Consider the following 25991-nt stretch of genomic DNA (forward strand, 5'->3'; position numbering starts at 1 on the left):
ACTGAACCATGCCGCAGACGAACGCACCCGCCAGCAGTGGAAGCTGCCCGATCGACCACAGCGCCCTGCGCGCGCCCAACGGTTGCCCGGTCAGCCACCAGGCGGCGGCGTTCGATCCCTTCGAGGACGGCTACCAGCAGGACCCGCCCGAGTACGTGCGCTGGTCGCGCGCGCAGGAGCCGGTGTTCTACAGCCCGCAGCTCGGCTACTGGGTGGTGACGCGCTACGACGACATCAAGGCGATCTTCCGCGACAACATCACCTTCAGCCCGTCGATTGCGCTCGAGAAGATCACACCCACGGGTGAGGCGGCCAATGCGGTGCTGGCCTCGTACGGCTACGCGATGAATCGCACGCTCGTCAACGAAGACGAACCCGCGCATATGCCGCGCCGCCGCGCGTTGATGGAGCCGTTCACTCCCGCAGAACTGGCCCACCACGAACCGATGGTGCGCAAGCTCACACGCGAGTACGTCGACCGTTTCATCGACAACGGGCGCGCGGATCTGGTGGACGAGATGCTCTGGGAGGTGCCGCTGACGGTGGCGCTGCATTTCCTCGGCGTGCCCGAGGAAGACATGGACCTGCTGCGCCAGTACTCGATCGCCCATACGGTCAATACATGGGGCCGCCCGAAGCCCGAGGAGCAGGTGGCCGTGGCCCACGCCGTGGGCAACTTCTGGCAACTGGCCGGCCGCATTCTCGACAAGATGCGCGAAGATCCATCCGGCCCGGGCTGGATGCAGTACGGCCTGCGCAAGCAGCGCGAACTGCCCGAGGTGGTTACCGATTCGTACCTGCACTCGATGATGATGGCCGGCATCGTGGCCGCGCACGAGACCACGGCCAATGCATCTGCCAACGCGATCAAGCTGCTGCTGCAACATCCCGATGTCTGGCGGGAGATCTGCGAAGACCCGGCGTTGATTCCAAACGCGGTGGAAGAATGCCTCCGGCACAACGGCTCGGTGGCCGCCTGGCGGCGCCTCGTCACGCGCGATACCGAAGTGGGCGGCATGTCGCTCGCGGCTGGCAGCAAATTGCTGATCGTCACGTCGTCGGCCAACCACGACGAACATCATTTCGCCGATGCCGACCTGTTCGACATCCATCGTGACAATGCCAGCGACCAGCTTACGTTCGGCTACGGCTCGCACCAGTGCATGGGCAAGAACCTCGCGCGCATGGAGATGCAGATCTTCCTGGAGGAACTGACCAGCCGGCTGCCCCATATGCGTCTGGCCGCGCAGCGCTTCACCTACGTGCCGAACACCTCGTTCCGTGGCCCGGAGCATCTCTGGGTCGAGTGGGACCCGACACGCAACCCGGAACGGACCGATCCGACCGTGCTGGCGCCACGTGATGCAGTCCGCATCGGCGAACCGACTGGCGGCACCACCGGCCGCACGCTCCTTGTCGAGCGTGTCGAAACGGCCGCGCAGGGGGTGGTGAGCATCCGTCTGGTTTCGCCCGATGGCCGCGCGCTACCGCGCTGGTCGCCAGGCTCGCATATCGACGTCGAATGCGGCCACACCGGCATCTCGCGCCAGTATTCGCTGTGCGGCGACCCTGCCGATACCGGCGCCTTCGAGATCGCGGTGCTGCGCGAGCCCGAAAGCCGTGGCGGATCGGCGTGGATTCATGCCAGCCTGCACGCAGGCGACAAGCTCAAGGTGCGCGGCCCGCGCAATCACTTCCGGCTCGACGAGACCTGCCGTCGCGCGATCTTCATCGCCGGTGGCATTGGCGTGACCCCGGTCAGCGCCATGGCAAGGCGTGCGAAAGAACTGGGCGTCGACTACACCTTCCACTATTGCGGCCGCAGCCGTGCCTCCATGGCGATGATCGATGAGCTGCGCGCCTTGCATGGTGATCGCGTGCGGATTCATGCCGCGGATGAAGGCCAGCGCGCCGATCTCGCGCAAGTGCTCGGCGCGCCCGATGCGAACACGCAGATCTACGCTTGTGGACCGGCCCGGATGGTCGAGGCGCTGGAAGCCTTGTGCGCGACATGGCCCGAGGATTCGCTGCGCGTGGAACACTTCAGTTCGAAACTTGGAACGCTCGATCCTTCGCGGGAACAGCCGTTCACGGTCGAACTGAAAGACTCGGGTCTGACGCTTGAAGTCCCTCCGGACCAGACCCTGCTCGCCACCCTGCGCGCCGCAAACATCGACGTGCAAAGCGATTGCGAGGAAGGCCTGTGTGGATCGTGCGAAGTGCGCGTGCTGGCCGGCGAGATCGACCACCGCGACGTCGTGCTAACGCGCGGCGAGCGTGAAGCGAACAACCGGATGATGGCCTGCTGCTCGCGAGCGGCGAAGGGCGGAAAGATCGTGCTGGGGCTGTAAGCAGGCGGGGGGGGTGATGCGCCAGCCCGTGGCGCATCAACCAGCATCAACCAGCATCAACCGGCAACAACGCCATTCAGTACGGCGTCACGGATGCCGCGCGAGCACACCGCGAATCGTATCGGCCAGATCTTTCGCCAGGAACTTCGACACATAGGCATCGGCGCCAACCTTGCGCACGTGCTCCTCACTGGCCTCGCCCGAGAGCGATGAGTGGATCACCACCGGCAGCGACTTCAGCCGGGCGTCGGCCTTGATCTTGCGCGTCAGGGTGAAGCCATCCATCTCCGGCATTTCCAGATCGGTCAGCACCAGCGCGATCTCGTCGCGGACCGTGGCGCCCTTGCTGGCGGTCAGGTCTGCGATCTCGCCGAGCATATCCCAGGCTTCCTGACCGGACTTGGTCATCACGACTTGCACGCCCATTGCCTTGAGACCGTTTTCGATCAGGCCGCGCGCCAGCGCGGAATCGTCCGCGCAGAGAATCTTGCTGCCGGGGCGGATCGACAACGCCGGGCCGACGGTCGACGGATCTACGTCTGGCTGGCGCGAGGGCAACACGTCGCGCAGGATCTGCTCGACATCCAGCACCTGCACCAGCCGCGGGTTCTCGCCACCCGCATCGAGCTTGGCGATGCTGGTCACCAGCCCGCCCTTCACGCTGGTCTCGGCGGAGATCACCTGGTTCCAGTCCAGGCGGACGATTTCCTCGACCGCTTCCACCGCGAAGCCCTGCGTGGACCGCGCGTACTCGGTCACGAGCATGATGTTCAGGCCCGACTTCGGATTGCACTCCAGCAGGCGCGGCAGGTCGATAACCGGAATCACCTGACCCCGGATATCGGACATGCCCAGGATCGACGGCTCCGCGCCGACCACGCTGGTCACCGGCGGCATCACCAGGATTTCACGGACCTTGAACACATTGATGCCGAACAGTTCGGACTGCCCGGTGTGTGCCGCATCACCCAGTCGGAACAACAGCAACTCGAACTGGTTGTTGTTGGTCAGGTTGGTGCGCTCGTCGATGTCTCTCATCGCGCTGGTCATGCTCTAGCTCCGCTGGATGGGGTGAATACGTGTAATGCCGAAGAACTAACGGCCGGGAGGCATCAACCTTTAGCCTCCGGCACGACCCGTGGCGCAGCGCCCGCGCTCGAATGACGTACCAGTGACGCGTCCATGACGCACTTGTGACGCATACCGCTCTCCAACCGCCGCCGCACATGCACCAAGGGAAATCCCTGAGCCTCGCAATGCACTGCAAACCCGGGGTTATTCAGCCCCGGGCATGTTCCGCATGTTCGCTCGATGATGAAGACAACGTCACGCTCGCCTACCTTTGAGCCTCGCCGGATCCCGCCCGTCAGAGGTGGCCGACCGGCCCCGGCCCAAGGGCCGGACACCGAGGAAAGAGCGACCGCACCCCTTGCCCGATGCCCACGGGACCTCCGCCCTCACACCCGGAACCATGTGAGACGAGGCTGACGCCTGATCCGTACGCGGACGCGCGCAGCGCCCCCTGCAAGGAGACACAACATCATGATCGAACAGCCCTATCCGTCCGTCGCGGACACGGATGCCGCGCCCCCCACTGCCCAAGGCAAAATCGACCAGTACTTCCAGATCAGCGCGCGCGGCAGCACGCAGCGCCGAGAGGTCGTCGCCGGCATCACCACCTTCATGGCGATGGTGTATGCCGTTTTCGTCGTGCCTGGGATGCTCGGCAAGGCCGGCTTCGATACCAGCGCGGTCTTTGTCGCCGTCTGCCTCACCACCGCATTCGGGTCGCTATTGATGGGCCTCTGGGCCAAGCTGCCGATTGCCATCGGTTGCGCGATCTCGCTGACCGCGTTCATGGCCTTTGGCCTGGTGCTGGGCCAGCATCTGTCCCCCGCAGTGGCGCTGGGCGCCGTGTTCCTGATGGGCGTGGTCTTCACCGCGATCTCGGTGACCGGCGTGCGCACCTGGATCCTGCGCAACCTGCCCGCTGGCGTGGCACACGGCGCCGGCATCGGTATCGGCCTGTTCCTGCTGCTGATCGCCTCGAACGAAGTCGGCCTCGTCATCAAGAACCCCGGACCCGGACTGCCCGTCTCGCTCGGCAATATCACCGCCTTCCCGGTGATGATGTCGATCCTCGGACTGGCCGCGATCTTCGGCCTTGAGCGTCGCCGCGTGCCGGGTGGCATCCTGCTGGTGATCGTGGCGATCTCGACGCTCGGGCTTGTTTTCGATCCATCGGTCAAGTTCACCGGCATCTTCGCGCTGCCGACGCTCTCCGCGCCGGGTCACACCTCGCTGATTGGCGCCATGGATATTCGCGGCGCGCTGTCCGCCGCGGTGCTGCCGAGTGTGCTGGCACTGGTGATGACCGCCGTCTTCGACGCCACTGGCACGATCCGCGCGGTGGCCGGTCAGGCCAACCAGCTCGACGCCACGGGCCGCATCCACAACGGTGGCCGCGCCCTGACCGCCGACTCCGTGAGCTCGATCTTCTCGGCCTTCTTCGGCGGCGCCCCGGCTGCAGCCTATATCGAATCGACCGTCGGCGTGGCCGCTGGCGCCCGCACCGGCCTGGCTGCCGTGACCGTCGGCGCGCTGTTCCTGGCCGTGATGTTCTTCTCGCCGCTGGCTGGCCTGGTGCCGTCGTACGCCACCGCTCCCGCGCTGATGTACGTGGGTCTGCTGATGCTGTCGAGCGTGTCGCGCCTGCACATGGACGACCTGGTCGACGCGCTCTCGGGCCTGGTCTGCGCCGTGTTCATCGTGCTGACCTGCAATATCGTCACCGGCATCATGCTCGGCTTCTGCACGCTGGTGATCGGCCGGATCGTCTCGGGCGAATGGCGCAAGCTCAATATCGGCACGGTCGCGATTGCTGTCGCGCTGGCCGCGTTCTATGCAGGTGGCTGGGCGATCTGATCGCACCCAACACCGAGAATCTTGTCTCCTCCACCTGGGATGACCGGTGGATTTGCCGGCCTCCGGGGACTTTCCCCCCGGAGGCTTTTTTCTTCCTCTCGTTCTCCTGTTAGTTATTGTCGGCACCGTATCGGAAAGCTCCGAAGAATCGATACAGAGTCATTCGAAAACCCGACAGAAATATCATCGCGCCATTCGCTGACCACGATGACTCCTCAAACGTGGATTGAAATCCGGGTGGCTCAACCTCCCTCAGCCGCTTATCCAGATTGCCCGGAAACAGCGCCATAAAATCCCGGGTGGCTATCTTGCCGCGTTTTGGTTAGGATGCCGTTCGGTACCGATGGCTATCCGCCTCCGCCGCCGCGCACAACCCAATCACAATAATGGGCGGGCTTGCCTGCGCCATATGTCTAATAGACGCGATGCAAAGCGAATTTTTTGTTCGCAAATTAGCGTTTGATCCGTGCTTTTTCAGATATTTTTTGTAATATTTTTGTTGTGCGGGTGCGTTGCGATGTCCTGTAACATTCCGCCACAAATCTATCGGGGATCCAAAAATGCCGACCTACAAGCAGTTGCTAGCGGAAAAAGAAGCACTCGAAGCCAAGCTCAATGAAGTTCGCGCCAATGAAGTGGCTGGCGTGATCGAGCAAATTCGCCAATTGATGGCCGATTATGATCTGACCGTCGAAGACATCGCCCCCAAGCGCCGTCGCGGTCGTCCGGCCAGCGGCGCCACCGTGGCACGCAAGACGTCGTCCCTGCCGCCGAAGTACCTTGACCCGAAAACAGGCAAGACCTGGTCGGGCCGTGGCCGCGCGCCGGCATGGCTCGGCAAGCGCCCCGAGCGCTTCCTGATCGAACAGGCGTAAGAAAGTTCAGCGGGCAGTCCGGCAAACGCCGGGCTGCCGCATGAGGCGCGCTGCTCAGCGCGCCTCGCAAAGATATTCGCTACGCAACGCCCGGAATCCGAGTTGCGTTGGCTCGGGCGCGACATTCGCGCCCCCATCCCTCCTTGGCTCCAGTCGGAGCACCCGCGCCGAGCAATGCTGGGCGGTCTCATCCCTCGTGTACCGGATCTCGTACTGCGCGCCCGTTCGCGGGATGAAAGACACCCCCGCCGCGCAACGAACCTCCTCGGCCGGTGGCGCGGCCGTCGACGTCACGGCCACGTAAATCCGCTTGTCCACCGCTACCTTCCGCTCACGCGTTCGCGACGGCGGTTCCGGAGAGCTTCCGACCATATCCAGCTCTCCGTCGCGCCCCATCGCAGCCAATTGCTTGCCGGTTCCCGCCAGCACGAGCGGCCACGGGGCCTTGGGACAGCTCGCGGGGTCCAGCACGCTGAAAGTCGTGCGGTCATCGGTGCTGGTTGTCACCCGTACCATCGCGTAGGGCGCGTCGGGCGGTACCCGATAATGGCTCACGCAACCGCCCAGCACGAGAGCGCAGGGGATACAGAGCACTGCAGCGGACCGGTTCAGACGCATAGGGCGTACGAAGATGACAGTTGACCGACGATGATGCGAAAGCCGGGTGGCGCCGTCCAGCCCAGGGGATGACCCTGTGGTCGGTGAGGATATCCACAGGTTCTGTGGATATCCTCACCGAGCGGTTCGCGCTAGCCCTTTATGTGCGGCACCGCACTGGACTGCACAAGATTTAGGCAGCCCTGCCGATAGCACGACGCCGGAACTGGTCAATGTAGATCAGGAACGCCTCCGCCCCAAGTTCGGACTCCCGCCTGCCAGCACGCTGCGCGCTTGCTTCCGCGGCCGTGGGACAGGGCATCTCCGCCTCCGTTGACACTGGTCAACCGTGACTACGCGGAACTTCACGATGATGCCCCCATGTCTCGGGCGACATCGGTCCCTCCTCGGACCCGCGGCCACCGCATCGACCTTGATGCTTCGGCTTTGACACCTGGCGCCCGGGCCAATCCAAGTGGATAGCCCGATCGTCGCCATGATTGATGAAACCCAACTCTACGACCACATTCAGCACGATTTCCCGCTCGACACCCGTCCCTATCAACGCGCAGCATCGCTACTCGGCCTCTCCGAGCGAACGGTACTGAGCCTGCTCGCACGAGACCTTGGCAACGGACGCATCAGCCGCATCGGCGCGGTGTTCGCCCCCAACTCGATCGGGACAAGCACGCTGGCCGCGCTGGCGGTGCCGCCGAATGAAATGAAGCAGGTAGCGGAACGTCTGAACGCGGACCCGGCGATCAGTCACAACTATGCCCGTACCGGTCACCGCTACAACCTCTGGTTCGTCGCCGGCGCGCGCGATCGCATGATGCTCGATGCCGTCCTGCAGCACATCGCCGACGACGTGGGGTACCAGCCGATTGATCTGCCACTCGAACGCGAATATCACATCGACCTCGGTTTTCCCCTTGGCAAGGGTCGGGAAGCCAGCAAACCAACCCGGCGAGCACCGCCAGCATCCGTGCCCAAGCCAGACATGGACGAGTGCGACTGGCGTCTGGTGGCCGCGCTGGAACCTGGCCTGTCTCTGACGCCGGAGCCCTATCACGCGCTGGCCGAACGTTGTGGCCTGCCACTGACCGAGACGCTGCAGCGCCTGCAGCAGTGGCGCAAGAACGGTGTGATCCGCCGCTTTGGTGTCATCCTGCACCATCGGCCATTTGGGTATTCGCACAATGCGATGTGCGTGTGGAATGTGCCCGATGCGCGCGTCGATGCCATCGGGATGCGCATCGCCAGCCTACCGCATGTCACGCTGTGCTACCGACGCCCCCGACGCCTGCCAAACTGGCAATACAACCTCTTTGCCATGGTGCACGCACGCGGGATGCACGAACTCGAGACGACGCTGTCGCGCTTCGATGCGATTGGCGGGTTAACCGCCATGCCGCACGCTGTACTACGTGCCAGCCATTGCTTCAAGCAGCGCGGCACGCGCTACGGCAATATTCCGGCGAGGGTCTGAGCCCTCGCCCGCCCGCTTGCGCGGGCCTTAATCTTCCATTCAGGTTTCCATTCAGGACGCCGAGGCCGGCGCGGGAAACAGCACGGACAACCGCGCGGCGAATGGCCCCACCCACGTCGGGCGTGGCGCGGCATCCAGCCAGTATTTGACTTCCAGCCCCAGTTCGGTGTCGCCGCTGATCGACAGGCGGCGCTGGAAAAACAGCGTGTCCGTGTCGGCATCGCCGCTGATCAGGCGCAGGTAGTCCGCCACCTTGGCACGCAAGGTCAGGTCCGATGCGGAACCATCGAACGGCCCCGGCGCAAACCGGCCATCGACACATCGAAAGCGCACTTCCAAGCCGATATCCTCGACCGTCAGCCGAAACGTATGGCCATTCAGCGCGGCCGGCGGCTCCAGCCATCCCGAGCGGCGCATGGCCTCCACGGCCAACACGAAGGGCAACGCGCGCGCGGGCGCCGGCATGTGCCGGTGCACCCGCGACATCAATCCGGTCAGCATCGTCATGCCGTAGCCTCCTCGCTCTCAATCCATCGAATGCCCGGCTTGCCTGTCCAATACCCGTTACTGGGTGCCGCGTCCGCAGGCATGACCGGACTCGGCGCCGCCGGCATTCCGTGGCGAATGCCATCGAGATGGGCAATCGCTTCGAAAGTGCCTGTGGAATGGGGGCTGACACGCATCAGACCAACACCGGCCTCCGCCATCCGCGACACTTCAGCGCAGAGGTCGAGGCAAGTAGCAGACTGCGTCTGGATGCCGTTGAGCGTGAAGAACGCCTGCCCCTCGCCCGTGTCCGCCACCAGCCCGTCCGGATAGTCCAGGCAGCGGAATTCGCAGGCGTCCTTGCGCAGACGGTGATGGCGTGCGGTAAAGCAGCGCGCGGAAAACGCCAACGGCATACGCCCCCAGACCAGCGCTTCCAGATCGAGACCAGCCGGGCGCGCCGCGGCCAGCGCGGCCATGGTGCGGCCATCCATTTCGACCGGCACCGTGCAACCTACCGCGCCAAGCGATGCCAGCCATGCCAGCGTGTCGCCCTGATAGACGTTCAGGTGTGGGCCGCCCACGAACGGACGCCCGCCCATGCAGCGCACCGCGCCAAGGTCGTTGGCTTCGACCAGGTAGTCGTCCTGCCCGCAAACCCGGCGCATGACTGCGATATCGCTGTCGGATTCGACCAGCACCGGCGTCGACAGCACCACCTGCTTGCCTGCCTCGCGCAACATCTGCGCGATTTCGAGCCAGTCCGCATGACGTAGTTCGTGCCGCCGCGTGCAGACGGCTTCGCCGAGATGGACACGGTCGACGGGGCTGTCCGCGACCGACGCGTAGAACTGCAGCACCGTCGCGCGCGGCCAGTAGTAAAGCAAGGGGCCGAGGGAAATTCGAAACAAGGGAGATTGCTGTGTGGGCATTGCCATATGGAATCCTGGCTTGTGATGGTTGGACGCCGCTCAGCGCCAGGGCCGCTCGTACGCACCTTGCGTGACCTGGTCGCCTTCGGCGTGGCGTCCCAGCGTGGCCTGCCATTCCTGCCGCGGCGCGAACCGCTTCGGGTCGCGGCATGCATCGTCGATGGCCGCGCGCAGCACACCCACCACGTCAGCCACGTAGCGCGGGCTGCGCTGCCGGCCTTCGATCTTGATCGCGGCAATGCCAATATCGATCAGCGTGGGCAGCAGCGATACCGCATTGAGACTGGTCGGTTCCTCCAGCACGTAGCCGCGTTCGCCTTCGACGGTGAAACGTCCCTTGCACAGGGTCGGATAGCCTGCCGGCTCGCCAGGGGCGTAGCTGTCGATCAGGATGCCGGACAGTCGCGCCTGCATCGTGCCGTCCTGCTCATCCCAGCGCACCGCATGAGCCGGAGAGCAGACGCCCTTGTTATTGGGCGAGTCGCCGGTAGCGTAGGACGACAGCAGGCACCGGCCCTCCGCCATCACGCAGAGACTGCCGAATCCAAAGACTTCGAGTTCGATATCGGTCTGGCAGGCAAGCTTCGCAATCTGCGTGACCGTGAGCACTCGCGGCAGCACGACCCGCCGGATGCCGAACTGCTCGCGCATCAGCTCGATGGCGTCGGCGTGCGTGGCGGAGCCCTGGACGGAAAGGTGGATGCGCAGGGACGGATGGCGTTTCGCGGCATAGGCAATCAGACCGGGGTCGGCCATGATGACCGCATCCGCGCCGAGCGCGGCCGCCGCGTCGACGGCGTGGTGCCATTGCTCGACGTGGCCCATCTGCGCGAACGTGTTGATCGCGAACAGCACTTCGGCACCGCGTGCATGGGCCTCGGCCACACCGGTGCGGATATCGTCCTCGCTGAAATTCAGACCGCCGAAGTTACGGGCGTTGGTGGCATCTCGCAGGCCCAGATACACCGCGTCTGCGCCGTGCTGCAGCGCCATGCGCAGCGCTGCTAGCGAGCCTGCGGGTGCGACAAGTTGAGGGCGGCGCACGGGCGCCGCCAAGGGTGGATTCATCGCATCGGGTCCGGAAAGGGAGTTCCCGGATGCTAGCGATACGCTGATAGTGGGCCTTTGACTCGGCGCAAACGAAACGAAAGCGTCGCGCCGCGTTTGCCGGCGTTTGCCGTCGTTTGCCGGCGTTGGTCGTAGTGTTGGCTGCTGCGTTGGCCGCTGTATCAGCCCACTGCGCGCGACATGCGAACCGCGCCGAGCCGCGCGGAAAGCTGATCGGCCAACGCACGGACCTGTCCGCCGATTTGCTCGCCGGTCGGCGCATCGATCTCGCTGGTCAGGTAGCTGACAGCGATGGCACCCACCGCACGCGAGCGCGTGGCGTCGAACACGGGTGCGCCAAAGCAGGTCATGCCATCGCGCATCTGGCCGTTGTCGATCGAGTACCCGAGTGCACGAACCTGTTCGAGTTCATCCACCAGCGCCGCGACCGTGGCCACGCTCGCGCGCGTCAGCGGCACGGGCATCCCCCCATCGAACAGATGCCTGACTTCCGCCGCCGGTACGGTGCTGAGCATGGCCTTGCCCGTGGCCGTGTATGGCGCGGGCAGCCGCATGCCGATGCGGAAGGTCACGCCCAACGGGCGGTCGCCATTCTGGCAGGCCAGGTACACAACCTCGGCGCCATCGAGCATCGACAGCGTGACCGTGGCGTCGTGAAAGGCATCGGTCTCGTCCCACAGCGCCCGGAATTCTTCCGTGATCTGCGTCTGCGACAGGAAGGCATTGGCCCAGCTCATCACATGTGGCCCCAGCGCCATCGCTCCGCCCGGCAGGCGCTTGAGCAATTGAAGCTGGACGAGCGTGTCGCACATGCCGTGCAGCGAACTCTTGGGCGCGCCGGTCAGCCGGGTCAGGTCGGCCAGCGTCAGCGGCTCCGGCGCTGCCGCCACGGCATCCATCACCTGGACCGCGCGCACCACGGCAGGCGAAGTGGACTTGAGCGCTGGCGCGGCGTCCGCCGCATCTGCGGCGGGAATGGCATAGGCTGTCTTTGGCATCGGCTGGCTGCTATCGGAACGGTTCTTGCCCTCTGGCGGTCTTTCCGACGAGGGCGTAAGATATTCCATCGTTCCGCATATCGAATATCGTTCAATCTATTGAACGATATTAAACACCGCAAACCCGACGAATGCAACCCGAGGATTTCGCCATGCAACTCAAGGACCCTTCGCTGTTCAAGCAACTGGCCTATGTCGACGGTCAATGGATCGGCGCCGATTCGGGCGCCACGTTTGACGTCACGGACCCGGCCACTGGCGAGGTCATCGCCCGGGTGGCCGACCTGGGTGCCGCCGAGACCACGCGCGCCGTTGCTGCCGCGGAAGTCGCCCAGAAAGCCTGGGCGGCAAAGACCGGCAAGGAGCGCGCCAATATCCTGCGCCGCTGGTTCGACCTGATGCTGGCCAATACCGACGACCTGGCCTACCTGATGACGCGCGAGCAGGGCAAGCCGCTGGCCGAAGCCAAGGGCGAAATCGCCTACGCCGCCAGTTTCATCGAATGGTTCGCCGAGGAAGCCAAGCGCGTGGACGGTGAAGTGCTGGCCACGCCTGCCGCCGACAAACGGCTGGTCACGCTGCGCCAGCCGGTGGGCGTGTGCGCCGCCATCACCCCGTGGAACTTTCCGGCTGCGATGATCACGCGCAAGGTGGCGCCAGCGCTGGCCGCGGGCTGCGCGATCGTGATCAAGCCGGCCGAACTGACGCCGCTGTCCGCATTCGCGCTGGCCGAACTCGCGCATCGCGCCGGCGTGCCGGCAGGCGTGCTGCAAGTTGTCACCGGCGACGCCCGGAACATTGGCGGCGTGCTGACGGCCAGCCCGATCGTGCGCAAGCTGTCGTTCACGGGCTCGACGGAAGTGGGCCGCATCCTGATGGCTCAGTCGGCGCCGACCATCAAGCGCCTGTCGCTCGAACTCGGCGGCAATGCGCCGTTCATCGTCTTCGACGATGCCGACGTCGATGCGGCCGTGGAAGGCGCGATCGTCGCCAAGTACCGCAACGGCGGCCAGACCTGCGTATGCGCGAACCGCTTCTACATCCAGGACGGTATTTACGATGCGTTCGCCGCCAAGTTTGCCGAGCGCACCGCTCAACTGCGTGTCGGCAACGGGCTCGAGGCAGGCGTGGTGATCGGCCCGCTGATCGAGGACGCCGCGATCGAGAAGGTGAATTCGCTGGTCGAGGATGCCACGTCCAAGGGCGGCAAGGTACTGGTCGGTGGCGGCAAGCACCCGCTCGGCGGCACGTATTACACGCCGACCGTGATCGGCAATGCCACCGCTGACATGCGCATGGCGCGCGAGGAAATCTTCGGGCCGGTGGCACCGCTGTTCCGCTTCAGGCTGGACGACGAAGCCGTTGCCGCCGCGAACGCCACCGAGTATGGCCTGGCCGCCTATCTCTACACCCGCGATATCTCGCGCGCATGGCGCACCGCCGAGGCACTGGAGTACGGCATGGTCGGCCTGAACACGGGCCTGATCTCCAACGAGGTGGCACCGTTCGGCGGCATCAAGCAATCCGGCGTCGGCCGCGAAGGCTCGCGCCACGGCATCGAGGAATACCTCGAGATCAAGTATCTTTGCCTGCAGATGTGATTGCGTCTCCCTCTCCCGCTCGCTCACAGGGGAGAGGGAAGACAACCCAGAAAACCACACACCGGAGACCCCATGAACCCGTTCCGTTTCCAGACCGTGCCGACGGTCATCGTCGAGCTTGGCGCCGCGCGCCGGCTGGGAGCGTTGCTGCGCGAGGCCTTTCCGCAAGCGCAACGCCTCTGCGTGGTGACCGACGGCTTTCTCTCGAAGAGCGGCCTGCTGACCCCGGCCCTCGATGACCTGGGCAAGCACGGCTGGCAGGTGACCCTGATCGACGACGTGATCGCCGACCCGCCCGAGCACATCGTGCTCGAAGCCACCGAGCGCGCGCGGCAAGCCGATGCGGAAGTCGTACTCGGGCTCGGCGGCGGATCGTCGATGGACGTCGCCAAGCTGATTGCCGTGCTGCTTCCTGCCGCGCAGTCGCTCAAGGACATGTACGGCGTGAAGAAGGTCACGGGCACGCGGCTGCCACTCGTGCAAATGCCGACCACCGCCGGCACCGGCTCCGAAGTGACTGCAGTGTCGATCGTCACCACGGGAGAGACCACCAAGATGGGAGTGGTGGCGCCGCAGCTTCTGGCCGACCTGGCCATTCTCGACGCCGAACTCACGCTGGGCCTGCCACGCGCCGCTACCGCAGCCACCGGTATCGACGCGATGGTGCACGCGATCGAGGCCTATACGAGCGCGCATCTGAAGAACCCGATCTCGGACATGCTGGCCGTGCGCGCGCTGGAACTGCTATCGCAGAACCTGATGCTTGCCTGTGACAATGGCCACGACCACGGCGCGCGCGAAGCCATGCTGCTCGGCGCGATGTTCGCCGGCCAGGCCTTTGCCAACTCGCCGGTGGCGGCCGTGCACGCGCTGGCCTATCCGATCGGTGGCATCTTCCATGTCGCGCACGGGCTCTCCAACGCGCTCGTGCTGCCGCACGTCATGAAGTTCAACGCACCGGCGGCCAGCAAGCTGTATGCGGAACTGGCCGACGTGATACTGCCGGGCACCACCGGTAGCTGCGAAACCAAGACAGCCGCGCTGATCGCCCATATCGAGGGACTGGTGCTGGCCACGGGCATCCCGCGCACCTTGCGCGAGGTTGGCGTCAAGGAAAATGATCTAGGCCGTCTGGCCCGCGATGCCATGCTGCAGACACGCCTGCTGGTCAACAATCCGCGCGAGGTCACCGAGGCCGACGCATTCGCGATCTACAGCGCGGCATTCTGACGCGCCCCGGCAACGGGCCCACGATGCGACCACCATGAAACCGCCGTGGAACCGCATTAGGACTACAGTGTAAGAGGCGCTATCAAAATGAAGCGAAGCGGTTCTGGCTAGACGCGCGGCCGCAGACAGTACAAGTAGTACGGCAAGGCCGCGCAACGACGCCAGAATCATTTTGATAGCGCCTCTAAAGCGCTAACAGGGCGCTACCCGCTGGCGGTGTCCTACAAGGATGCCGCCGGCCCGTGACACGTCGTTAATACCAGCAACGCGTACCTCACCACCTGCAAGGAACTGCCATGATGCAGACCGAAATCCAGGCATCCACCTGGACCAGCCCCGACGAGGAAGATGAACTGCTACGTGAGCGTATCGGCACGTGTATTGCCGAGGCGTGCGGCGGCGATATGCCTGATGGCGTTGCCGTGCACGTGGTAGACCGCCAGGTGACCATCACCGGGCGCGTGGAAGACTCGGACCTGTCCCGCCGCATCGCGCAGGCTGCGGCAACGCCGCCGGGCATTCTCGGCGTCACCAACCTGCTCGTCACGCGGGTGCCATCTCAGGCCCAGGGATCGTAGCCGTCCTTCTCCCAGTACGGAGAGATCCCGTAGTACTCGTGAATGCTGGTGGCCCACTCGGAGTTGGCCATGGTGGGCCAGTGTTCCTTGTCGAAACCCGGCGACGCCTTGAGACGTTCCTTTTCGACGCCCAGCACGAAGCACTTGCGGCGCGTATCGAGGGTCAGCGCTGACCAAGGCAGCGCGTGCAGCTTTTCCCCGATGCCAAGGAACCCGCCCATCGCCAGCACCGCATAGGCAATCCGTCCGCCAACGATGTCCAGCATGATGTGGTCGATCGTGCCGAGCTCGTCGCCGGCAGGGTCCACGACCTTGTTGCCTTCCAGGGTGTCGGCGGCCATCACGAACGGCCCGCACTTGCCGGGCTTCTGGTTCACATTGCCGATGATGGCGGCCCTGCGTTCGGATGCGCCCGCGGGCGGTGTCTGCTGGTCCATGGGACTCATGGGCAACTCCTCCTGACCAAAGGGTTGGACTGACAAGCGAGACGTATCTCCGGCGCCACATGCGAGCTGAAACCTACCAACGCCGAACTGTCCTGACTTGATCGTAGGCGCGCGCGCGGACGTCTTTCAAGTCATGTTGCAGTGCAATCGAGAGCTGCCGCACGCTGACACAGGACGCCCCATGTTGCCATAGCGCTGACAAAAATGTCGGCCCCGGCGTCGGCGGCGGCCCGCGAAGGCATCCCACCTGGCCTCACCGATGGCTTTGCGCCGTGGCCATATCCCAGATGTCCTGCGCGATCGGATGCTCGCGCTCCTCGATCACGTGGGCCACGAGCCCTGCCACGCGCCCGATCAGCGACCGCCGGTTCCATCCATACACCCAGGATCCGTATGGATGACAACTAGACAATGGCCCGCACGCCGCGACGGCGATCCTCCCGCAGCAATGTGGCGATCCGCTGCAGCGCTTGAGCCAGATCCGTCTGGCTACGCGCGCCACCGACCGACAGACGCACCGCATCCACGGGATTCGCATCCACGCTGAACGCATCCGAGCAGGCCACCAGCACACCCTGCTGCTCGAGCGCGAGCGCGAACAACTGGCGATTCCAGTGGGGCGGCAGCGTCATCCACAAGTGCAGGCCGGTGGGATGTGCGTTGACGTCCTTCGGCAACAGGCTGCGCGCCAGCGTCTGCCGCGCGCGTACCTCGCGCTGGATGTCGAGCATCAGGTGCCTGGCCTGGCCACTGCGCATCCAGTGCTCGGCCACCGCGGTCAGCAATAGCGAACACCCCATGCTGGAGGCGCGCAACGCATCCTGCAGCATTGAGGCATCGTGCTGGCGCGGCAACAGGACGAACGACGTGCGCAAGCTCGGCCAGAGGCATTTCGACAGCGAGGTCAGATAGTACGCACGCTCGCCCCCTTCGTAGGTGACGATCGGCGGCGGCGCGTCGTTGAGCAGGTAGCGGTAGGGATCGTCCTCGATCAGCGTCATGCCGAGCTTGCGCAGCATGGCCCCGATGGCCTTGCGCCGGGGCTCTGGCATGGTGCTCGCCGTCGGGTTCTGGAGCGTCGGATTCAGATAGATCACCTGCGCGCCGGTTTCGCGATGGCTTCGTTCGATCGCGTCCGGCAACACCCCATCCTGGTCGACTTCGAGCGCGACGACACGCAAACCGAGCTGCTGCGCGGTAAGCAGAAAGCCGGGATAGGTCAGCGGCTCGGCAAGGACGGCATCCCCACGCTGCGTGCGCGACTGCAACAGGCTGAAGATCGCGGCCTGGGTACCCGCGCAGACAATCAGTTCCTGCTGCCCGGCCATCGCACCAACCGCGGGCCGCAGCCACGCCCTGCCCGCCTGGACGATCGAGGCGCCGGACCACGTGTCCTGGTAGGCGGACATCGCCTCGATGCCTTGCCGTGCCAGCACTTCGTCAATGGCCAACTTGAGCGCGTCACCCATGTTTCCACTAGCCGGCTGCGGTGGGGTGTTCATCGACAGGTCGATACGCATCTCATCGCCCGCCTCGCCAACGCCCGCGACGAACGAGCCACGCCCGCTGAACGACGAGATCAGGCCGCGATTGCGTGCCTCCGTATAGGCACGCGTCACCGTGGTGAGATCCACCCCGAGCTGCGTCGCCAGCCACCGCTGCGACGGGATCTGGTCGCCCACGGCGAGTTCGCCCGTCTGCACCGCCCGCGCAATCAGGTCCGCGATCTGCACGTAGCGCGGCCCGGCGCCCGGCGTCAGCGGGCGCAGCCATTCCACATGGCGTTCGGCTTTCGTGTCACTCATCGTCGACATCCTTCAATCGTCCATTGCAAACCCGGAACCTGAGGCATAGTATACGCATACAGTCCATACACAAACACATACAGTTTATCACTGTATGGAGTATTTGCCACGGGCTCACGGTGTCGCAAGCCGCCAGACAGGCGAGGCGCGGATCGGGATGAGCCCAGGAGAATTTGTCCATGTCTGCATTCGAAGCCCTTGATCTGGCGCGGTTTCAGTTTGCCTTCACCGTCTCGTTCCACATCATTTTTCCGGCCATCACGATCGGGATGGCGTCCTACCTGGCCGTGCTGGAAGGGTGCTGGCTACGCACCGGGAACACCGTCTATCGCGACCTCTACCATTTCTGGTCCAAGATCTTCGCGCTGAACTTCGGCATGGGCGTGGTCTCCGGACTGGTGATGGCCTACCAGTTCGGTACCAACTGGAGTTTCTTCTCCGAATTCGCGGGCAGCATTACCGGGCCCCTGCTGGCGTACGAGGTGCTGACGGCCTTCTTCCTCGAAGCGGGCTTCCTCGGCGTCATGCTGTTCGGCTGGAAGCGGGTCGGCCCGGGGCTGCACTTCTTCGCCACGCTGATGGTGGCACTGGGCACGCTGATCTCGGCCACGTGGATTCTGGCGTCCAATAGCTGGATGCAGACCCCGCAGGGATTCGAGATCATCGATGGCCGCGTGGTGCCGACCGACTGGCTCGCCGTGATCTTCAATCCGTCGTTCCCCTATCGCCTGGTGCATATGAGCATCGCGGCCTTCCTTGCCACCGCGCTGTTCGTCGCTGCATCGGCGGCATGGCATCTGCTGCGCGGTAACGACAATCCAGCCATCCGCAAGATGCTGTCGATGGCGGTCGGAATGCTGCTGATCGTCGCCCCCATCCAGGCCGTGGTGGGTGACATGCACGGCCTGAACACGCTCGAACATCAGCCCGCGAAGATCGCCGCGCTGGAAGGCCATTGGGAATCGCACGGCGACGAACCGCTGCCGTTGCTGATATTCGGCTGGCCAGATATGGAGCGCGAGGAAACACGCTTCGCAGTCGGCATCCCTCGCCTGGGCAGCCTGATCCTGACGCACACGCTGGACGGGCAGATCAAGGGCCTGAAGTCCTTCCCGCCGCAAGACCGACCCAATGCCGCGATCCTGTTCTGGAGCTTCCGCGTGATGGTTGGCCTGGGTCTGCTGATGATCCTGCTCGGCCTCTGGAGCCAATGGCTACGCTGGCGCGGGCGGCTGTATGAACATCGCGGCTTCCTGCGCATGGCGCTCTGGATGGGCCCCACAGGATTGGTCGCCCTGCTCGCGGGGTGGTTCACCACGGAGATCGGCCGCCAGCCCTGGGTGGTGTATGGCCTGATGCGAACGGCCGACGCCGCGACACCTCACAGCGTCACGCAGTTGACGATCTCGCTGGCGCTGTTCGTCATTACGTACTTCTTCGTCTTCGGCGTGGGCATTGCCTACATGTTGCGGCTGGTACGCAAGGGGCCGAAGCCGTCCGAGGGCGACGTGTTCGAATCCGATGCCGAACCGCCAACGGACCACAAACCCGCGCGGCCGCTATCGGCCATCGACGACGACACGCGCCTGAACCCCGCGGAAGCAAGGAGCTGACATCATGGGTATCGATCTCTCTCTGCTCTGGATTCTGATCATCTTCTTCGGCGTGATGATGTACGTCGTGATGGACGGCTTCGATCTCGGCATCGGCATCCTGTTTCCGTTCGTGCCCGCCCGGCATGACCGCGATGTGATGATGAACACGGTGGCGCCCGTCTGGGACGGCAACGAGACCTGGCTGGTGCTGGGCGGCGCGGGCCTGCTGGCGGCGTTCCCGCTGGCCTATTCCGTGGTCCTGTCCGCGCTCTACCTGCCGATCGTCCTGATGCTGCTGGGGCTGATCTTTCGTGGTGTGGCGTTCGAATTCCGCTTCAAGGCCAACGACCGCGAACGCCCGGTATGGGATCTGTCGTTCATGGGCGGATCACTGGTGGCCGCGTTCTTCCAGGGGGTGGCGCTGGGGGCCTACGTCGATGGCCTGCCCGTCAAGGACGGCGCCTTCGTGGGCAGTTCCATGGGCTGGCTCGCCCCGTTCCCGCTGTTCTGCGGCGTCGGCGTGGTCGTCGCCTACACGCTGCTGGGTGGCACGTGGCTGATCCTGAAGACCGAGGGCCTGCTGCACGACCGGATGAAAGCCCTGACGTCCCGGCTGGTGTGGGCGCTGCTCGCGATCATCGCGCTCATCAGCATCTGGACGCCGATTGCCCAGCCACGCATCGCCGAACGCTGGTTCAGCCTGCCCAACCTCTTCTGGTTCGCGCCGGTCCCCCTGCTTGTGCTGCTGTGCGCCGTGCTCCTGCTGCGTGCGTTGCGCCGAGACACCCATGCGCAACCGTTCCTCTTCACGCTCGGGCTGGTTTTCCTGGGATACAGCGGCCTGGCCATCAGCGTGTGGCCCAACATCGTGCCGCCATCGATCTCGATCTGGGCCGCCGCCGCGCCGCCGCAAAGCCAGGGCTTCGCGCTGGTCGGCGCGCTGTTCGTGATTCCGTTCATCCTGATGTACACGGTGTGGTCCTACTACGTGTTCCGCGGCAAGGTCCGCGTCGGCGATGGCTACCACTAGGAGACCCGACATGTCGCACTTACCTGACTGGGCGCGCCGGACTGGCTGGCTTCTGCTCATCTGGACCTGCAGCGTGGCCGGGCTGGGCGTGGCAGCCCTGGTGCTCCGCCTGCTCATGCAGATGGCTGGCATGCATCGGTAACCGGCTTCTATAGTTGTTCCGGCATTCAGGATCCGAATTCGCGGACCGGATGCGAGCGCGGTTCGCCCCCGCCGAAGGGCCGCGCGCGTCGAAGACCTCGGTGACCAGCAAGACCGTAGACAGACAGGAGTCGCATCATGAGCAACAAGCCCACCATCATTCTGGTACATGGGTTCTGGGGAGGCGCCGCCCACTGGGGCAAAGTCATCGTCGAGCTTGCGCGCAAAGGGCATACGTCCCTTCACGCCGTCGAAGTGCCGCTGACCTCGCTGGCCGACGATGCCGAACGTACCCGAAAGATGATTGCGCAGCAGGCGGGCCCCGTGCTGCTCGTGGGCCACTCGTACGGTGGCGCCGTGATCACACAGGCGGGCAATCAGCCGAATGTGGTGGGGCTCGTCTATATCGCGGCATTCGCCCCGGATGCCGGAGAAAGTCCCGGCGGTATCACACAGCAATGCCTGCCGGCCGCAGCGCCCAACCTTGCGCCCGACAGCGACGGGTATCTGTGGCTGAAGGCCGACAAGTTTCATGAGAGCTTCTGCCAGGATCTGTCCGCCGACGAGGCCCTGGTCATGGCCGTCACCCAGAAGGCGCCCGTTGCCAGCACCTTCGGCGACACCATCGCCGTCCCGGCTTGGAAGACCAAGCCATCGTGGTACCAGATCTCCAGCGAAGACAGAATGATTGCGCCGGCCAACCAGACCATGATGTCCTCCCGGCTCAATGCCAGGAAGGTCATCACGCTGGACGCCAGTCATGCATCGCTGGCCTCCCGGCCCGCGGAAATCGCAGCGTTCATTGACGAGGCCGCTGCCACGGCGAGCCAGGGCTAACGCCTCGTCATGCCAAGGGGGCGCGTCGCTCACGCGACGGCCCCCGCAGCTGGCCACACTGGTCGATCACCCGCCGGCCGCCAACGCTAACTGGCGATATGAGGCCAAGTTCGAACAGGCTTCAGCGTGTACGTGGGAATGCTGAGGGGCGGAGCCCTGTCATGACAAGACTCAACCCCGCCAGGGCCTACTGGTAGTCAAACGTGAAGGTCATTGCAGAAGTCACGGTACCTGCCGTTACGGTCCCGACCCGCATGTAGCGCGCCATAAAAGGAAAGCTGTTCTGAACATTGGCACTGATCGTGCCCATATTGACGCGCGACTGCAACCGCACAGGAGCCTGGTGTTGGTCGACGATCTGCACGCCCACGCCCCCTGCACCGCCGGTCTGCACGCTCAATATGCCGTTGTTCGCATCAATCACACTCAATCCGGCAGCGGCATCAAGCGAAATACCGACCTGGGCGCTAGCGTCGCATCTGAGCCCGATGGCGAATGACGTGGCCCCCGCGGTTCCGGCAGAGAGCGCCCTCTGATTGACCGTCGGGAGCCGCACCACCGCCGGGAAAGTGGGTGTGCAGGCAATGCTCTTCAGCGTAATGGCGCCAGCCGGATAAATCCGGCTGGCGTAGAAGTCGTCATTCTTGAGCACACCGCCGGTGCTAAAAACACCAAACAGCCAGGCTGCGTTGTTCATAACCGATCCGGAGACAATAGTGCCCGCGATCCTGACTAACTCCAACGTACCGGAGAAGTTGTAACTGCCTCCCGCGCCAATCTGCGCAATGACCGAGAAGCAGTTCAGTCCGGAACCGTTGACGATAGGGGTTCCAGAGCCATTTCGTAGCCGCATTCCGACTCCACTAACGCCAGTCGTATACACACCTGGCATGACTTCCGTCGCGCCACCAAAAGGGGTGCACGCAACGATGTTGCTGCCTACCTGGATCGTCTGGGGTCCACCCCAGCCAATGGTACAGGTTCCCGACATTGAGAATGCCCGCACCGTACCTGGGATGGTATCTCCGGGCAGCAAGCTGGACGGTACAGCAACAGTGCCTGGATAGCTGATCGCGTTCGGTAAGCCGCTGATATTCGTACAGGCGGCGGCGTATGCCGAGGATTGAATTCCCATTGCGAAAGTCAGAACGGCAAGCATCCTTACAAGAAGGCAGTAAGTGGTGCGGGTTATCTTGTGCCGATACTCTGGCACCCGACAGGAACCGCTCTCGCCAACCGGCAGGTTTCTGGGAACATTCTTTAAGATTTCACCAATCATTTTCAATCCTAGTATTCACCGCAGCATTCGTCATCGCTTGTCCGCCCGAATGTCTCAGGCGAATGCCAATACCTGCCACGCCAGTGGAATAAGCGCCCGGCATGACCTCGGTGCCACCGCCGTAGCAGCAGGAGACGATCTAACGTCGTTCCACACCTCATTCACCATGCCCCTGACCCGTAACGATCACGGGTTCGGCCGGCACTCCGCGCCCGCCTGTACCAACCCGGCAGGGGTGGCGTCGGCGCCGGGCAATGCATAGGACAGCGAGCACGAATCCTTCGGGCCTGCGCCCCACTTGGCCAGCAACGTTCCGCTGTCGTCCTTCACGCCACGCAGGATCGCCAGGCCACCCTGCGCCACGGTGCCGAAGGACCGGCCCGTGTCGTCCAGCACTTCCGCGCCGAACGGCAACGGGCTGCCGTCTGGTAGCTTGATGCGCAGCGCCACGGCACGACCCGGGTTATCGGTTTCGAACAGAACCTTCACCACAGCGCCGGCCGTTGGGGCAACGTTCTGCATGGTCGACTTCAGTTCGACGTTCAGCGGTAATCCCTTCGGATCGAGGTTGATCTCGTTGCGCGAGAACGGGGTCAGATTCGAGACCACCGCGTGCCCCCATCGATCGATACGCAACCCCGTATCGTTGAGCACCTGCGCGCCCACCGCATCCTTGGCCTCAATGACCGCGACGGTATCGCCGAAGCGCGGGGCGAACGTGACGCCACCCTGGTAAGCCACGACACCGCCTGAGATACCCACGCCCGCCTGCGTGTAGTTCGTGCCCTTGCTCACGTTGCCCGATAGCGTCGCCATCCTCGATATGTAGGATGCGTTCAGGCTGGCGCTGTTGTTGGTAGGCGCGTCACCACCGCTGGCATGATTCGCGGAGACCGAGTACGACAGCGCATTGTCGACGCCGGCCGTCCCGGAAATGGTCTCCTGCAACGTGGTTGCGCCCTGCGAGTCCTTCTGGAGGCTGGTCGTCGAGTACGGCGCGAACGGTGTCTTGCCGAGCGGCAGCGTCAGGGTCAGCATCACGCGGTTGTCCCATTTCCCGGTATTGAGGCTGAGCTGCCTGGCCGCCGAAATCCCGTAACTGACATCCCTGTAGATATTGCTGTAACCGGCCTGGAACTGCGTGTCCCGGCCATCCCGGTTCCAATAATCCTGGGTCGATCCCGACAGATAGAAGCTGCCGTATCCCATCGATAGCATCTGATTGACCATCACCTGCAGCCTGCCACGCACCGTGCCCACCGCGGAAAAGCCGAGCCCACGAGAATCGAGATCGCGCAGTATCACCGCGTCGGAAAAGCCCAGATAGCCGTGCGTCGAGTAACGATAGGCCGCCAGCGTCAGGTTGGTATTGGTCGGGGCAACCAGCTTGCTGTACGACAGCCGGATGCTTTGCCCGCTACGATCCGGCTCCGAAGTCAGGTGTGTCGACGCTTGCGTGACATCGAGGCCGATCGCGCCAAAGTCCGTGCTCATGGCCAGACCCGCCAGCGCGGACCAGTAGCCCTCGGACACCAGCGCGCCACCGTAGGCGGTGAACATGTTCGACAGGCCGCGCTGGATCGTGGCCTGGAACACGCCGGGCTTGCTTGAAATGCTGGTATTGCGGAACTGACCAGCCGTCACGCCATAACGCGTTACGCCCGGGCGCAGCGCATTGGCCATCGGCGCGAACGGCACGCGGGAGACATGCTGCGACCCATCTGCTTCGGTCACCACCACGTCGATGTCGCCGCCGTAGCCGGTCGGATACAGATCGTTGATCTCGAACGCGCCCGGGGCAACCGTGGTTTCGTAAATGATGTTGCCGTTCTGGCGAATCTGTACCCGCGCGTTGCTGTTGGCGATGCCATGGATCGTCGGCGCGTATCCGCGTTGCGAATCCGGATACATGCGGTCATCCGTCGCCAGCTGGACGCCACGAAAGCCGAAACTGTCGAACATCCGCCCATCGGTGAAGGCATCGCCCAGCGTAAGCTGGCTCTTGATCTCGTTGATCGACCGTTGCAGGTTGGTCTGCACCGCCTGATAGTGCGTGCCGCCCGGCTGCCCTCCGCCATTGCTATACGACAGGTTGCCGTTGTGGTGGAACCGCCATGGTCCCAGGTTCAAACCTGCGTCGAGCCCCACGAAGCCCTGCGTGTACGAGACCCCGGCGCTATCCGAGCGGTAGGCATTGGCGTTGTACTGCAACCGCGCTGCGGGAATGCCGTTATCCCAGTATTTCGGGTCGACATAACCGCGCGCGGAACGCCTCATATAGAGCTGCGGGATGCTCACGTCAAGACGTTGCTCTCCGGTATCGAAGGTCGCGGTGGCTGCGGGAATCAGCCCGGGGATCTGCTCGCAGTCCGAACCTTCCTGCAGCCGCGCGCTGGCCTCTGGCGCCAGCTTGGCGAGGTCGACGCCCATGCGATCGAGCATGTCGTGGTCGAAGCACGGTTGCACGTTGCGTGCGTCATCCCCAATCGCGCGAAGGTTGACTTCGGCGCGGCCCAGCCAGACATCGTTGACGTACAGATCGGCACGGTAGTTGCCTGGCGTCGCGAAGTTGCCCTGATTGAATCGGGAGATATCCAGCCGCTTCCCGTCCGGGTTGTAAAGAAAGCTATCGTTGAATTCCACGGCAGCGATCGTCGCGCCCGCTGGCGCGTCCACGGAAGCGCCCATTGCAGGCGTGACCGCCACCCCCGCGAACATCGAGAGCGCGACTGCGCTCACCTGACAGAGGTGACTTGGGCAGAGGCGACTTGGGATCGAATGAGGGATTCTTGATACCGGCTTCATGGCCACTCGGAAAATTTGGACAAACGGCCGCCCCTGCAGAGCACGAGGCCCGCATCGGTGGACTGCCTTGAAAGGAGATCCCGGACACCGGCTGCCTGCGCCGGCGCTGATGGATCAGTTACCCGGGACTACCGGAGCATCGCCCTCTATCGGGCCGCCCCAGTCGTTGATCGCGCGATAGTGCACGGTGCCATCGGCACCCACGCTCGCTTCGCCGTCGAGGGGAAACGTCTTCGTTTCACCAGGGCCGACCATGCCGCCCTCCTGATTGCGAATCGTCTTGCCTCCCGCGGACACATCGATGCCGGCGTACGAGACGTAATAAGACGTTGGATTGGTCGCTTCGAGAGCCAGTGTCTTGCCCGCAGGCTTGATGCGCCAAGTCACGCGTGACGGCGCTTCCGAAGCCGTGCCCACCAGGCCGGCGGGCCGGTAGAAGAGCTTGACGCGGGTGCGGAACGCCAGTTGCAGGCGATTGGATTCCGCGAGGTCACCCGTGGCTTTCGGGGGGATCTCCAGCACGTTCAGCCAGAACACGGACTCCTTGTCCATTGGCAGTGGCTCGCCGGTGTAGAGCACGCGCAGTGTCTGCCCCTTGCTCGGATCGATACGCGCCACCGGAGGCATCACCGTGAACGGCACCTCAATGGCTGTCGGCGAAGCCTTGGAATTGCCATTGTCCACCCACGTCTGGACCAATGCCGGCGTCTTGCCTTCATTGGATGCCCGGATCGTGGCTTCCTTGTCTTTCGCGTCGAGTATGACGCGCGTGCCGCCAAGGACCACCGAAGCATGCGCTGCAGAGCCCGTAAGGCCTAATACAAGCATCCCGGCGGCCAACGCGGATTGAATCGTTGACCTGGTTTTCATGACAGCCAATGCAAATGCGGTGTGCTGAAGCCGGATGGCGCCCTGATGGACGT

Annotated in this window: 23 protein-coding genes; 11 read left to right on the plus strand and 12 right to left on the minus strand. The window is 64.1% G+C overall.

Annotation, left to right across the window (positions count from 1 at the left end; genetic code table 11):
• The first annotated feature begins 8 nt into the window (after window positions 1–8).
• Window positions 9–2351 (plus strand): cytochrome P450/oxidoreductase, encoded by a 2343-nt coding sequence (locus B2246_RS14785; RefSeq protein ID WP_286882016.1) that lies wholly within the window; start codon window positions 9–11, stop codon window positions 2349–2351.
• Between the two features lie 87 nt (window positions 2352–2438).
• Here B2246_RS14785 and B2246_RS14790 read toward each other — a convergent pair whose 3' ends face one another.
• Window positions 2439–3401, minus strand: coding sequence for a chemotaxis protein (locus B2246_RS14790; protein ID WP_008651045.1), 963 nt, complete (start codon window positions 3399–3401; stop codon window positions 2439–2441).
• A gap of 492 nt (window positions 3402–3893) precedes the next feature.
• Between B2246_RS14790 and B2246_RS14795 the strand changes: the two genes are divergently transcribed.
• Together B2246_RS14795 and B2246_RS14800 are read left to right on the plus strand one after the other, a co-directional pair.
• Entirely contained in the window at window positions 3894–5276 is a 1383-nt protein-coding gene (locus tag B2246_RS14795) for an NCS2 family permease (protein ID WP_008651044.1), read from the plus strand.
• A 560-nt stretch (window positions 5277–5836) separates the two neighbouring features.
• Complete coding sequence (locus B2246_RS14800; protein WP_008651043.1) at window positions 5837–6151, plus strand: H-NS histone family protein; 315 nt, start codon at window positions 5837–5839, stop codon at window positions 6149–6151.
• 54 nt (window positions 6152–6205) lie between these two features.
• Here the strand turns inward: B2246_RS14800 and B2246_RS14805 are convergent, their stop codons facing one another.
• Window positions 6206–6667: a hypothetical protein gene (locus B2246_RS14805; protein ID WP_008651041.1), complete on the minus strand. Its 462-nt coding sequence runs from the start codon at window positions 6665–6667 to the stop codon at window positions 6206–6208.
• 577 nt (window positions 6668–7244) lie between these two features.
• Between B2246_RS14805 and B2246_RS14810 the strand changes: the two genes are divergently transcribed.
• Complete coding sequence (locus tag B2246_RS14810; protein ID WP_035883820.1) at window positions 7245–8237, plus strand: Lrp/AsnC family transcriptional regulator; 993 nt, start codon at window positions 7245–7247, stop codon at window positions 8235–8237.
• Between the two features lie 51 nt (window positions 8238–8288).
• Here the strand turns inward: B2246_RS14810 and ubiT are convergent, their stop codons facing one another.
• From ubiT to B2246_RS14830, 4 genes are all read right to left on the minus strand, one after another.
• Window positions 8289–8744, minus strand: coding sequence for a ubiquinone anaerobic biosynthesis accessory factor UbiT (gene ubiT, locus B2246_RS14815; RefSeq protein ID WP_024570515.1), 456 nt, complete (start codon window positions 8742–8744; stop codon window positions 8289–8291).
• Window positions 8741–9661 (minus strand): U32 family peptidase, encoded by a 921-nt coding sequence (locus B2246_RS14820; protein WP_024570514.1) that lies wholly within the window; start codon window positions 9659–9661, stop codon window positions 8741–8743. The genes ubiT and B2246_RS14820 overlap by 4 nt, the downstream gene beginning before the upstream one ends.
• Window positions 9662–9694: 33 nt before the next feature.
• Window positions 9695–10723: a ubiquinone anaerobic biosynthesis protein UbiU gene (gene ubiU / locus B2246_RS14825; RefSeq protein WP_286882013.1), complete on the minus strand. Its 1029-nt coding sequence runs from the start codon at window positions 10721–10723 to the stop codon at window positions 9695–9697.
• Between the two features lie 161 nt (window positions 10724–10884).
• Window positions 10885–11721: an IclR family transcriptional regulator gene (locus B2246_RS14830; RefSeq protein WP_008651031.1), complete on the minus strand. Its 837-nt coding sequence runs from the start codon at window positions 11719–11721 to the stop codon at window positions 10885–10887.
• A gap of 152 nt (window positions 11722–11873) precedes the next feature.
• Between B2246_RS14830 and B2246_RS14835 the strand changes: the two genes are divergently transcribed.
• From B2246_RS14835 to B2246_RS14845, 3 genes are all read left to right on the plus strand, one after another.
• Complete coding sequence (locus tag B2246_RS14835) at window positions 11874–13322, plus strand: NAD-dependent succinate-semialdehyde dehydrogenase (protein ID WP_080709860.1); 1449 nt, start codon at window positions 11874–11876, stop codon at window positions 13320–13322.
• Between the two features lie 72 nt (window positions 13323–13394).
• The gene (locus B2246_RS14840; protein WP_008651029.1) at window positions 13395–14552 is read left to right on the plus strand and encodes an iron-containing alcohol dehydrogenase; all 1158 of its coding nucleotides are present in this window, start codon (window positions 13395–13397) and stop codon (window positions 14550–14552) included.
• Window positions 14553–14848: 296 nt separating this feature from the next.
• Window positions 14849–15130, plus strand: coding sequence for a BON domain-containing protein (locus B2246_RS14845; protein WP_008651028.1), 282 nt, complete (start codon window positions 14849–14851; stop codon window positions 15128–15130).
• Here the strand turns inward: B2246_RS14845 and B2246_RS14850 are convergent.
• The 3 genes from B2246_RS14850 to B2246_RS14860 all read right to left on the minus strand — a co-directional run bounded on the left by B2246_RS14850 (window position 15112) and on the right by B2246_RS14860 (window position 17381).
• Window positions 15112–15576 carry a PRC-barrel domain-containing protein gene (locus B2246_RS14850; protein ID WP_011519366.1) on the minus strand — a complete coding sequence of 155 codons (465 nt, stop codon included), beginning with the start codon at window positions 15574–15576 and terminating at the stop codon, window positions 15112–15114. The genes B2246_RS14845 and B2246_RS14850 overlap by 19 nt on opposite strands.
• 253 nt (window positions 15577–15829) lie before the next feature.
• Window positions 15830–15958, minus strand: a complete 129-nt coding sequence (locus tag B2246_RS14855; RefSeq protein WP_272938069.1) for a hypothetical protein — start codon at window positions 15956–15958, stop codon at window positions 15830–15832.
• Window positions 15959–15980: 22 nt separating this feature from the next.
• Window positions 15981–17381, minus strand: coding sequence for a PLP-dependent aminotransferase family protein (locus tag B2246_RS14860; RefSeq protein ID WP_008651023.1), 1401 nt, complete (start codon window positions 17379–17381; stop codon window positions 15981–15983).
• A gap of 179 nt (window positions 17382–17560) precedes the next feature.
• Here B2246_RS14860 and B2246_RS14865 point away from each other — a divergent pair, with 179 nt between their 5' ends.
• From B2246_RS14865 to B2246_RS14880, 4 genes are all read left to right on the plus strand, one after another.
• The gene (locus tag B2246_RS14865; protein WP_286882012.1) at window positions 17561–18994 is read left to right on the plus strand and encodes a cytochrome ubiquinol oxidase subunit I; all 1434 of its coding nucleotides are present in this window, start codon (window positions 17561–17563) and stop codon (window positions 18992–18994) included.
• Window positions 18995–18998: 4 nt separating this feature from the next.
• Entirely contained in the window at window positions 18999–20006 is a 1008-nt protein-coding gene (cydB, locus tag B2246_RS14870) for a cytochrome d ubiquinol oxidase subunit II (protein ID WP_286962690.1), read from the plus strand.
• Between the two features lie 10 nt (window positions 20007–20016).
• The gene (locus tag B2246_RS14875) at window positions 20017–20148 is read left to right on the plus strand and encodes a DUF2474 domain-containing protein (RefSeq protein WP_008651019.1); all 132 of its coding nucleotides are present in this window, start codon (window positions 20017–20019) and stop codon (window positions 20146–20148) included.
• Window positions 20149–20285: 137 nt separating this feature from the next.
• Window positions 20286–20984: an alpha/beta hydrolase gene (locus B2246_RS14880; RefSeq protein WP_286882009.1), complete on the plus strand. Its 699-nt coding sequence runs from the start codon at window positions 20286–20288 to the stop codon at window positions 20982–20984.
• Window positions 20985–21171: 187 nt separating this feature from the next.
• Here B2246_RS14880 and B2246_RS14885 read toward each other — a convergent pair whose 3' ends face one another.
• From B2246_RS14885 to B2246_RS14900, 3 genes are all read right to left on the minus strand, one after another.
• Window positions 21172–22263: a fimbrial protein gene (locus B2246_RS14885; RefSeq protein ID WP_286882008.1), complete on the minus strand. Its 1092-nt coding sequence runs from the start codon at window positions 22261–22263 to the stop codon at window positions 21172–21174.
• Between the two features lie 186 nt (window positions 22264–22449).
• Window positions 22450–25068 carry a fimbria/pilus outer membrane usher protein gene (locus B2246_RS14895; RefSeq protein ID WP_286882007.1) on the minus strand — a complete coding sequence of 873 codons (2619 nt, stop codon included), beginning with the start codon at window positions 25066–25068 and terminating at the stop codon, window positions 22450–22452.
• Window positions 25069–25182: 114 nt separating this feature from the next.
• Window positions 25183–25938: a fimbria/pilus periplasmic chaperone gene (locus B2246_RS14900; protein ID WP_286882005.1), complete on the minus strand. Its 756-nt coding sequence runs from the start codon at window positions 25936–25938 to the stop codon at window positions 25183–25185.
• Between the last annotated feature and the right edge of the window lie 53 nt (window positions 25939–25991).

The organism is Cupriavidus sp. UBA2010 (assembly GCF_002335265.1).
GTDB lineage: Bacteria > Pseudomonadota > Gammaproteobacteria > Burkholderiales > Burkholderiaceae > Cupriavidus > Cupriavidus metallidurans.

Excerpts from the sequence above, each read along its gene's own strand:
- B2246_RS14785 (WP_286882016.1), top strand. The coding sequence starts at position 9 with ATGCCGCAGACGAACGCACCCGCCAGCAGTGGAAGCTGCCCGATCGAC.
- B2246_RS14790 (WP_008651045.1), bottom strand. The coding sequence starts at position 3,401 with ATGACCAGCGCGATGAGAGACATCGACGAGCGCACCAACCTGACCAAC.
- B2246_RS14795 (WP_008651044.1), top strand. The coding sequence starts at position 3,894 with ATGATCGAACAGCCCTATCCGTCCGTCGCGGACACGGATGCCGCGCCC.
- B2246_RS14800 (WP_008651043.1), top strand. The coding sequence starts at position 5,837 with ATGCCGACCTACAAGCAGTTGCTAGCGGAAAAAGAAGCACTCGAAGCC.
- B2246_RS14805 (WP_008651041.1), bottom strand. The coding sequence starts at position 6,667 with ATGGTACGGGTGACAACCAGCACCGATGACCGCACGACTTTCAGCGTG.
- B2246_RS14810 (WP_035883820.1), top strand. The coding sequence starts at position 7,245 with ATGATTGATGAAACCCAACTCTACGACCACATTCAGCACGATTTCCCG.
- ubiT (WP_024570515.1), bottom strand. The coding sequence starts at position 8,744 with ATGACGATGCTGACCGGATTGATGTCGCGGGTGCACCGGCACATGCCG.
- B2246_RS14820 (WP_024570514.1), bottom strand. The coding sequence starts at position 9,661 with ATGGCAATGCCCACACAGCAATCTCCCTTGTTTCGAATTTCCCTCGGC.
- ubiU (WP_286882013.1), bottom strand. The coding sequence starts at position 10,723 with ATGAATCCACCCTTGGCGGCGCCCGTGCGCCGCCCTCAACTTGTCGCA.
- B2246_RS14830 (WP_008651031.1), bottom strand. The coding sequence starts at position 11,721 with ATGCCAAAGACAGCCTATGCCATTCCCGCCGCAGATGCGGCGGACGCC.
- B2246_RS14835 (WP_080709860.1), top strand. The coding sequence starts at position 11,874 with ATGCAACTCAAGGACCCTTCGCTGTTCAAGCAACTGGCCTATGTCGAC.
- B2246_RS14840 (WP_008651029.1), top strand. The coding sequence starts at position 13,395 with ATGAACCCGTTCCGTTTCCAGACCGTGCCGACGGTCATCGTCGAGCTT.
- B2246_RS14845 (WP_008651028.1), top strand. The coding sequence starts at position 14,849 with ATGATGCAGACCGAAATCCAGGCATCCACCTGGACCAGCCCCGACGAG.
- B2246_RS14850 (WP_011519366.1), bottom strand. The coding sequence starts at position 15,576 with ATGAGTCCCATGGACCAGCAGACACCGCCCGCGGGCGCATCCGAACGC.
- B2246_RS14860 (WP_008651023.1), bottom strand. The coding sequence starts at position 17,381 with ATGAGTGACACGAAAGCCGAACGCCATGTGGAATGGCTGCGCCCGCTG.
- B2246_RS14865 (WP_286882012.1), top strand. The coding sequence starts at position 17,561 with ATGTCTGCATTCGAAGCCCTTGATCTGGCGCGGTTTCAGTTTGCCTTC.
- cydB (WP_286962690.1), top strand. The coding sequence starts at position 18,999 with ATGGGTATCGATCTCTCTCTGCTCTGGATTCTGATCATCTTCTTCGGC.
- B2246_RS14875 (WP_008651019.1), top strand. The coding sequence starts at position 20,017 with ATGTCGCACTTACCTGACTGGGCGCGCCGGACTGGCTGGCTTCTGCTC.
- B2246_RS14880 (WP_286882009.1), top strand. The coding sequence starts at position 20,286 with ATGAGCAACAAGCCCACCATCATTCTGGTACATGGGTTCTGGGGAGGC.
- B2246_RS14885 (WP_286882008.1), bottom strand. The coding sequence starts at position 22,263 with ATGATTGGTGAAATCTTAAAGAATGTTCCCAGAAACCTGCCGGTTGGC.
- B2246_RS14895 (WP_286882007.1), bottom strand. The coding sequence starts at position 25,068 with ATGAAGCCGGTATCAAGAATCCCTCATTCGATCCCAAGTCGCCTCTGC.
- B2246_RS14900 (WP_286882005.1), bottom strand. The coding sequence starts at position 25,938 with ATGAAAACCAGGTCAACGATTCAATCCGCGTTGGCCGCCGGGATGCTT.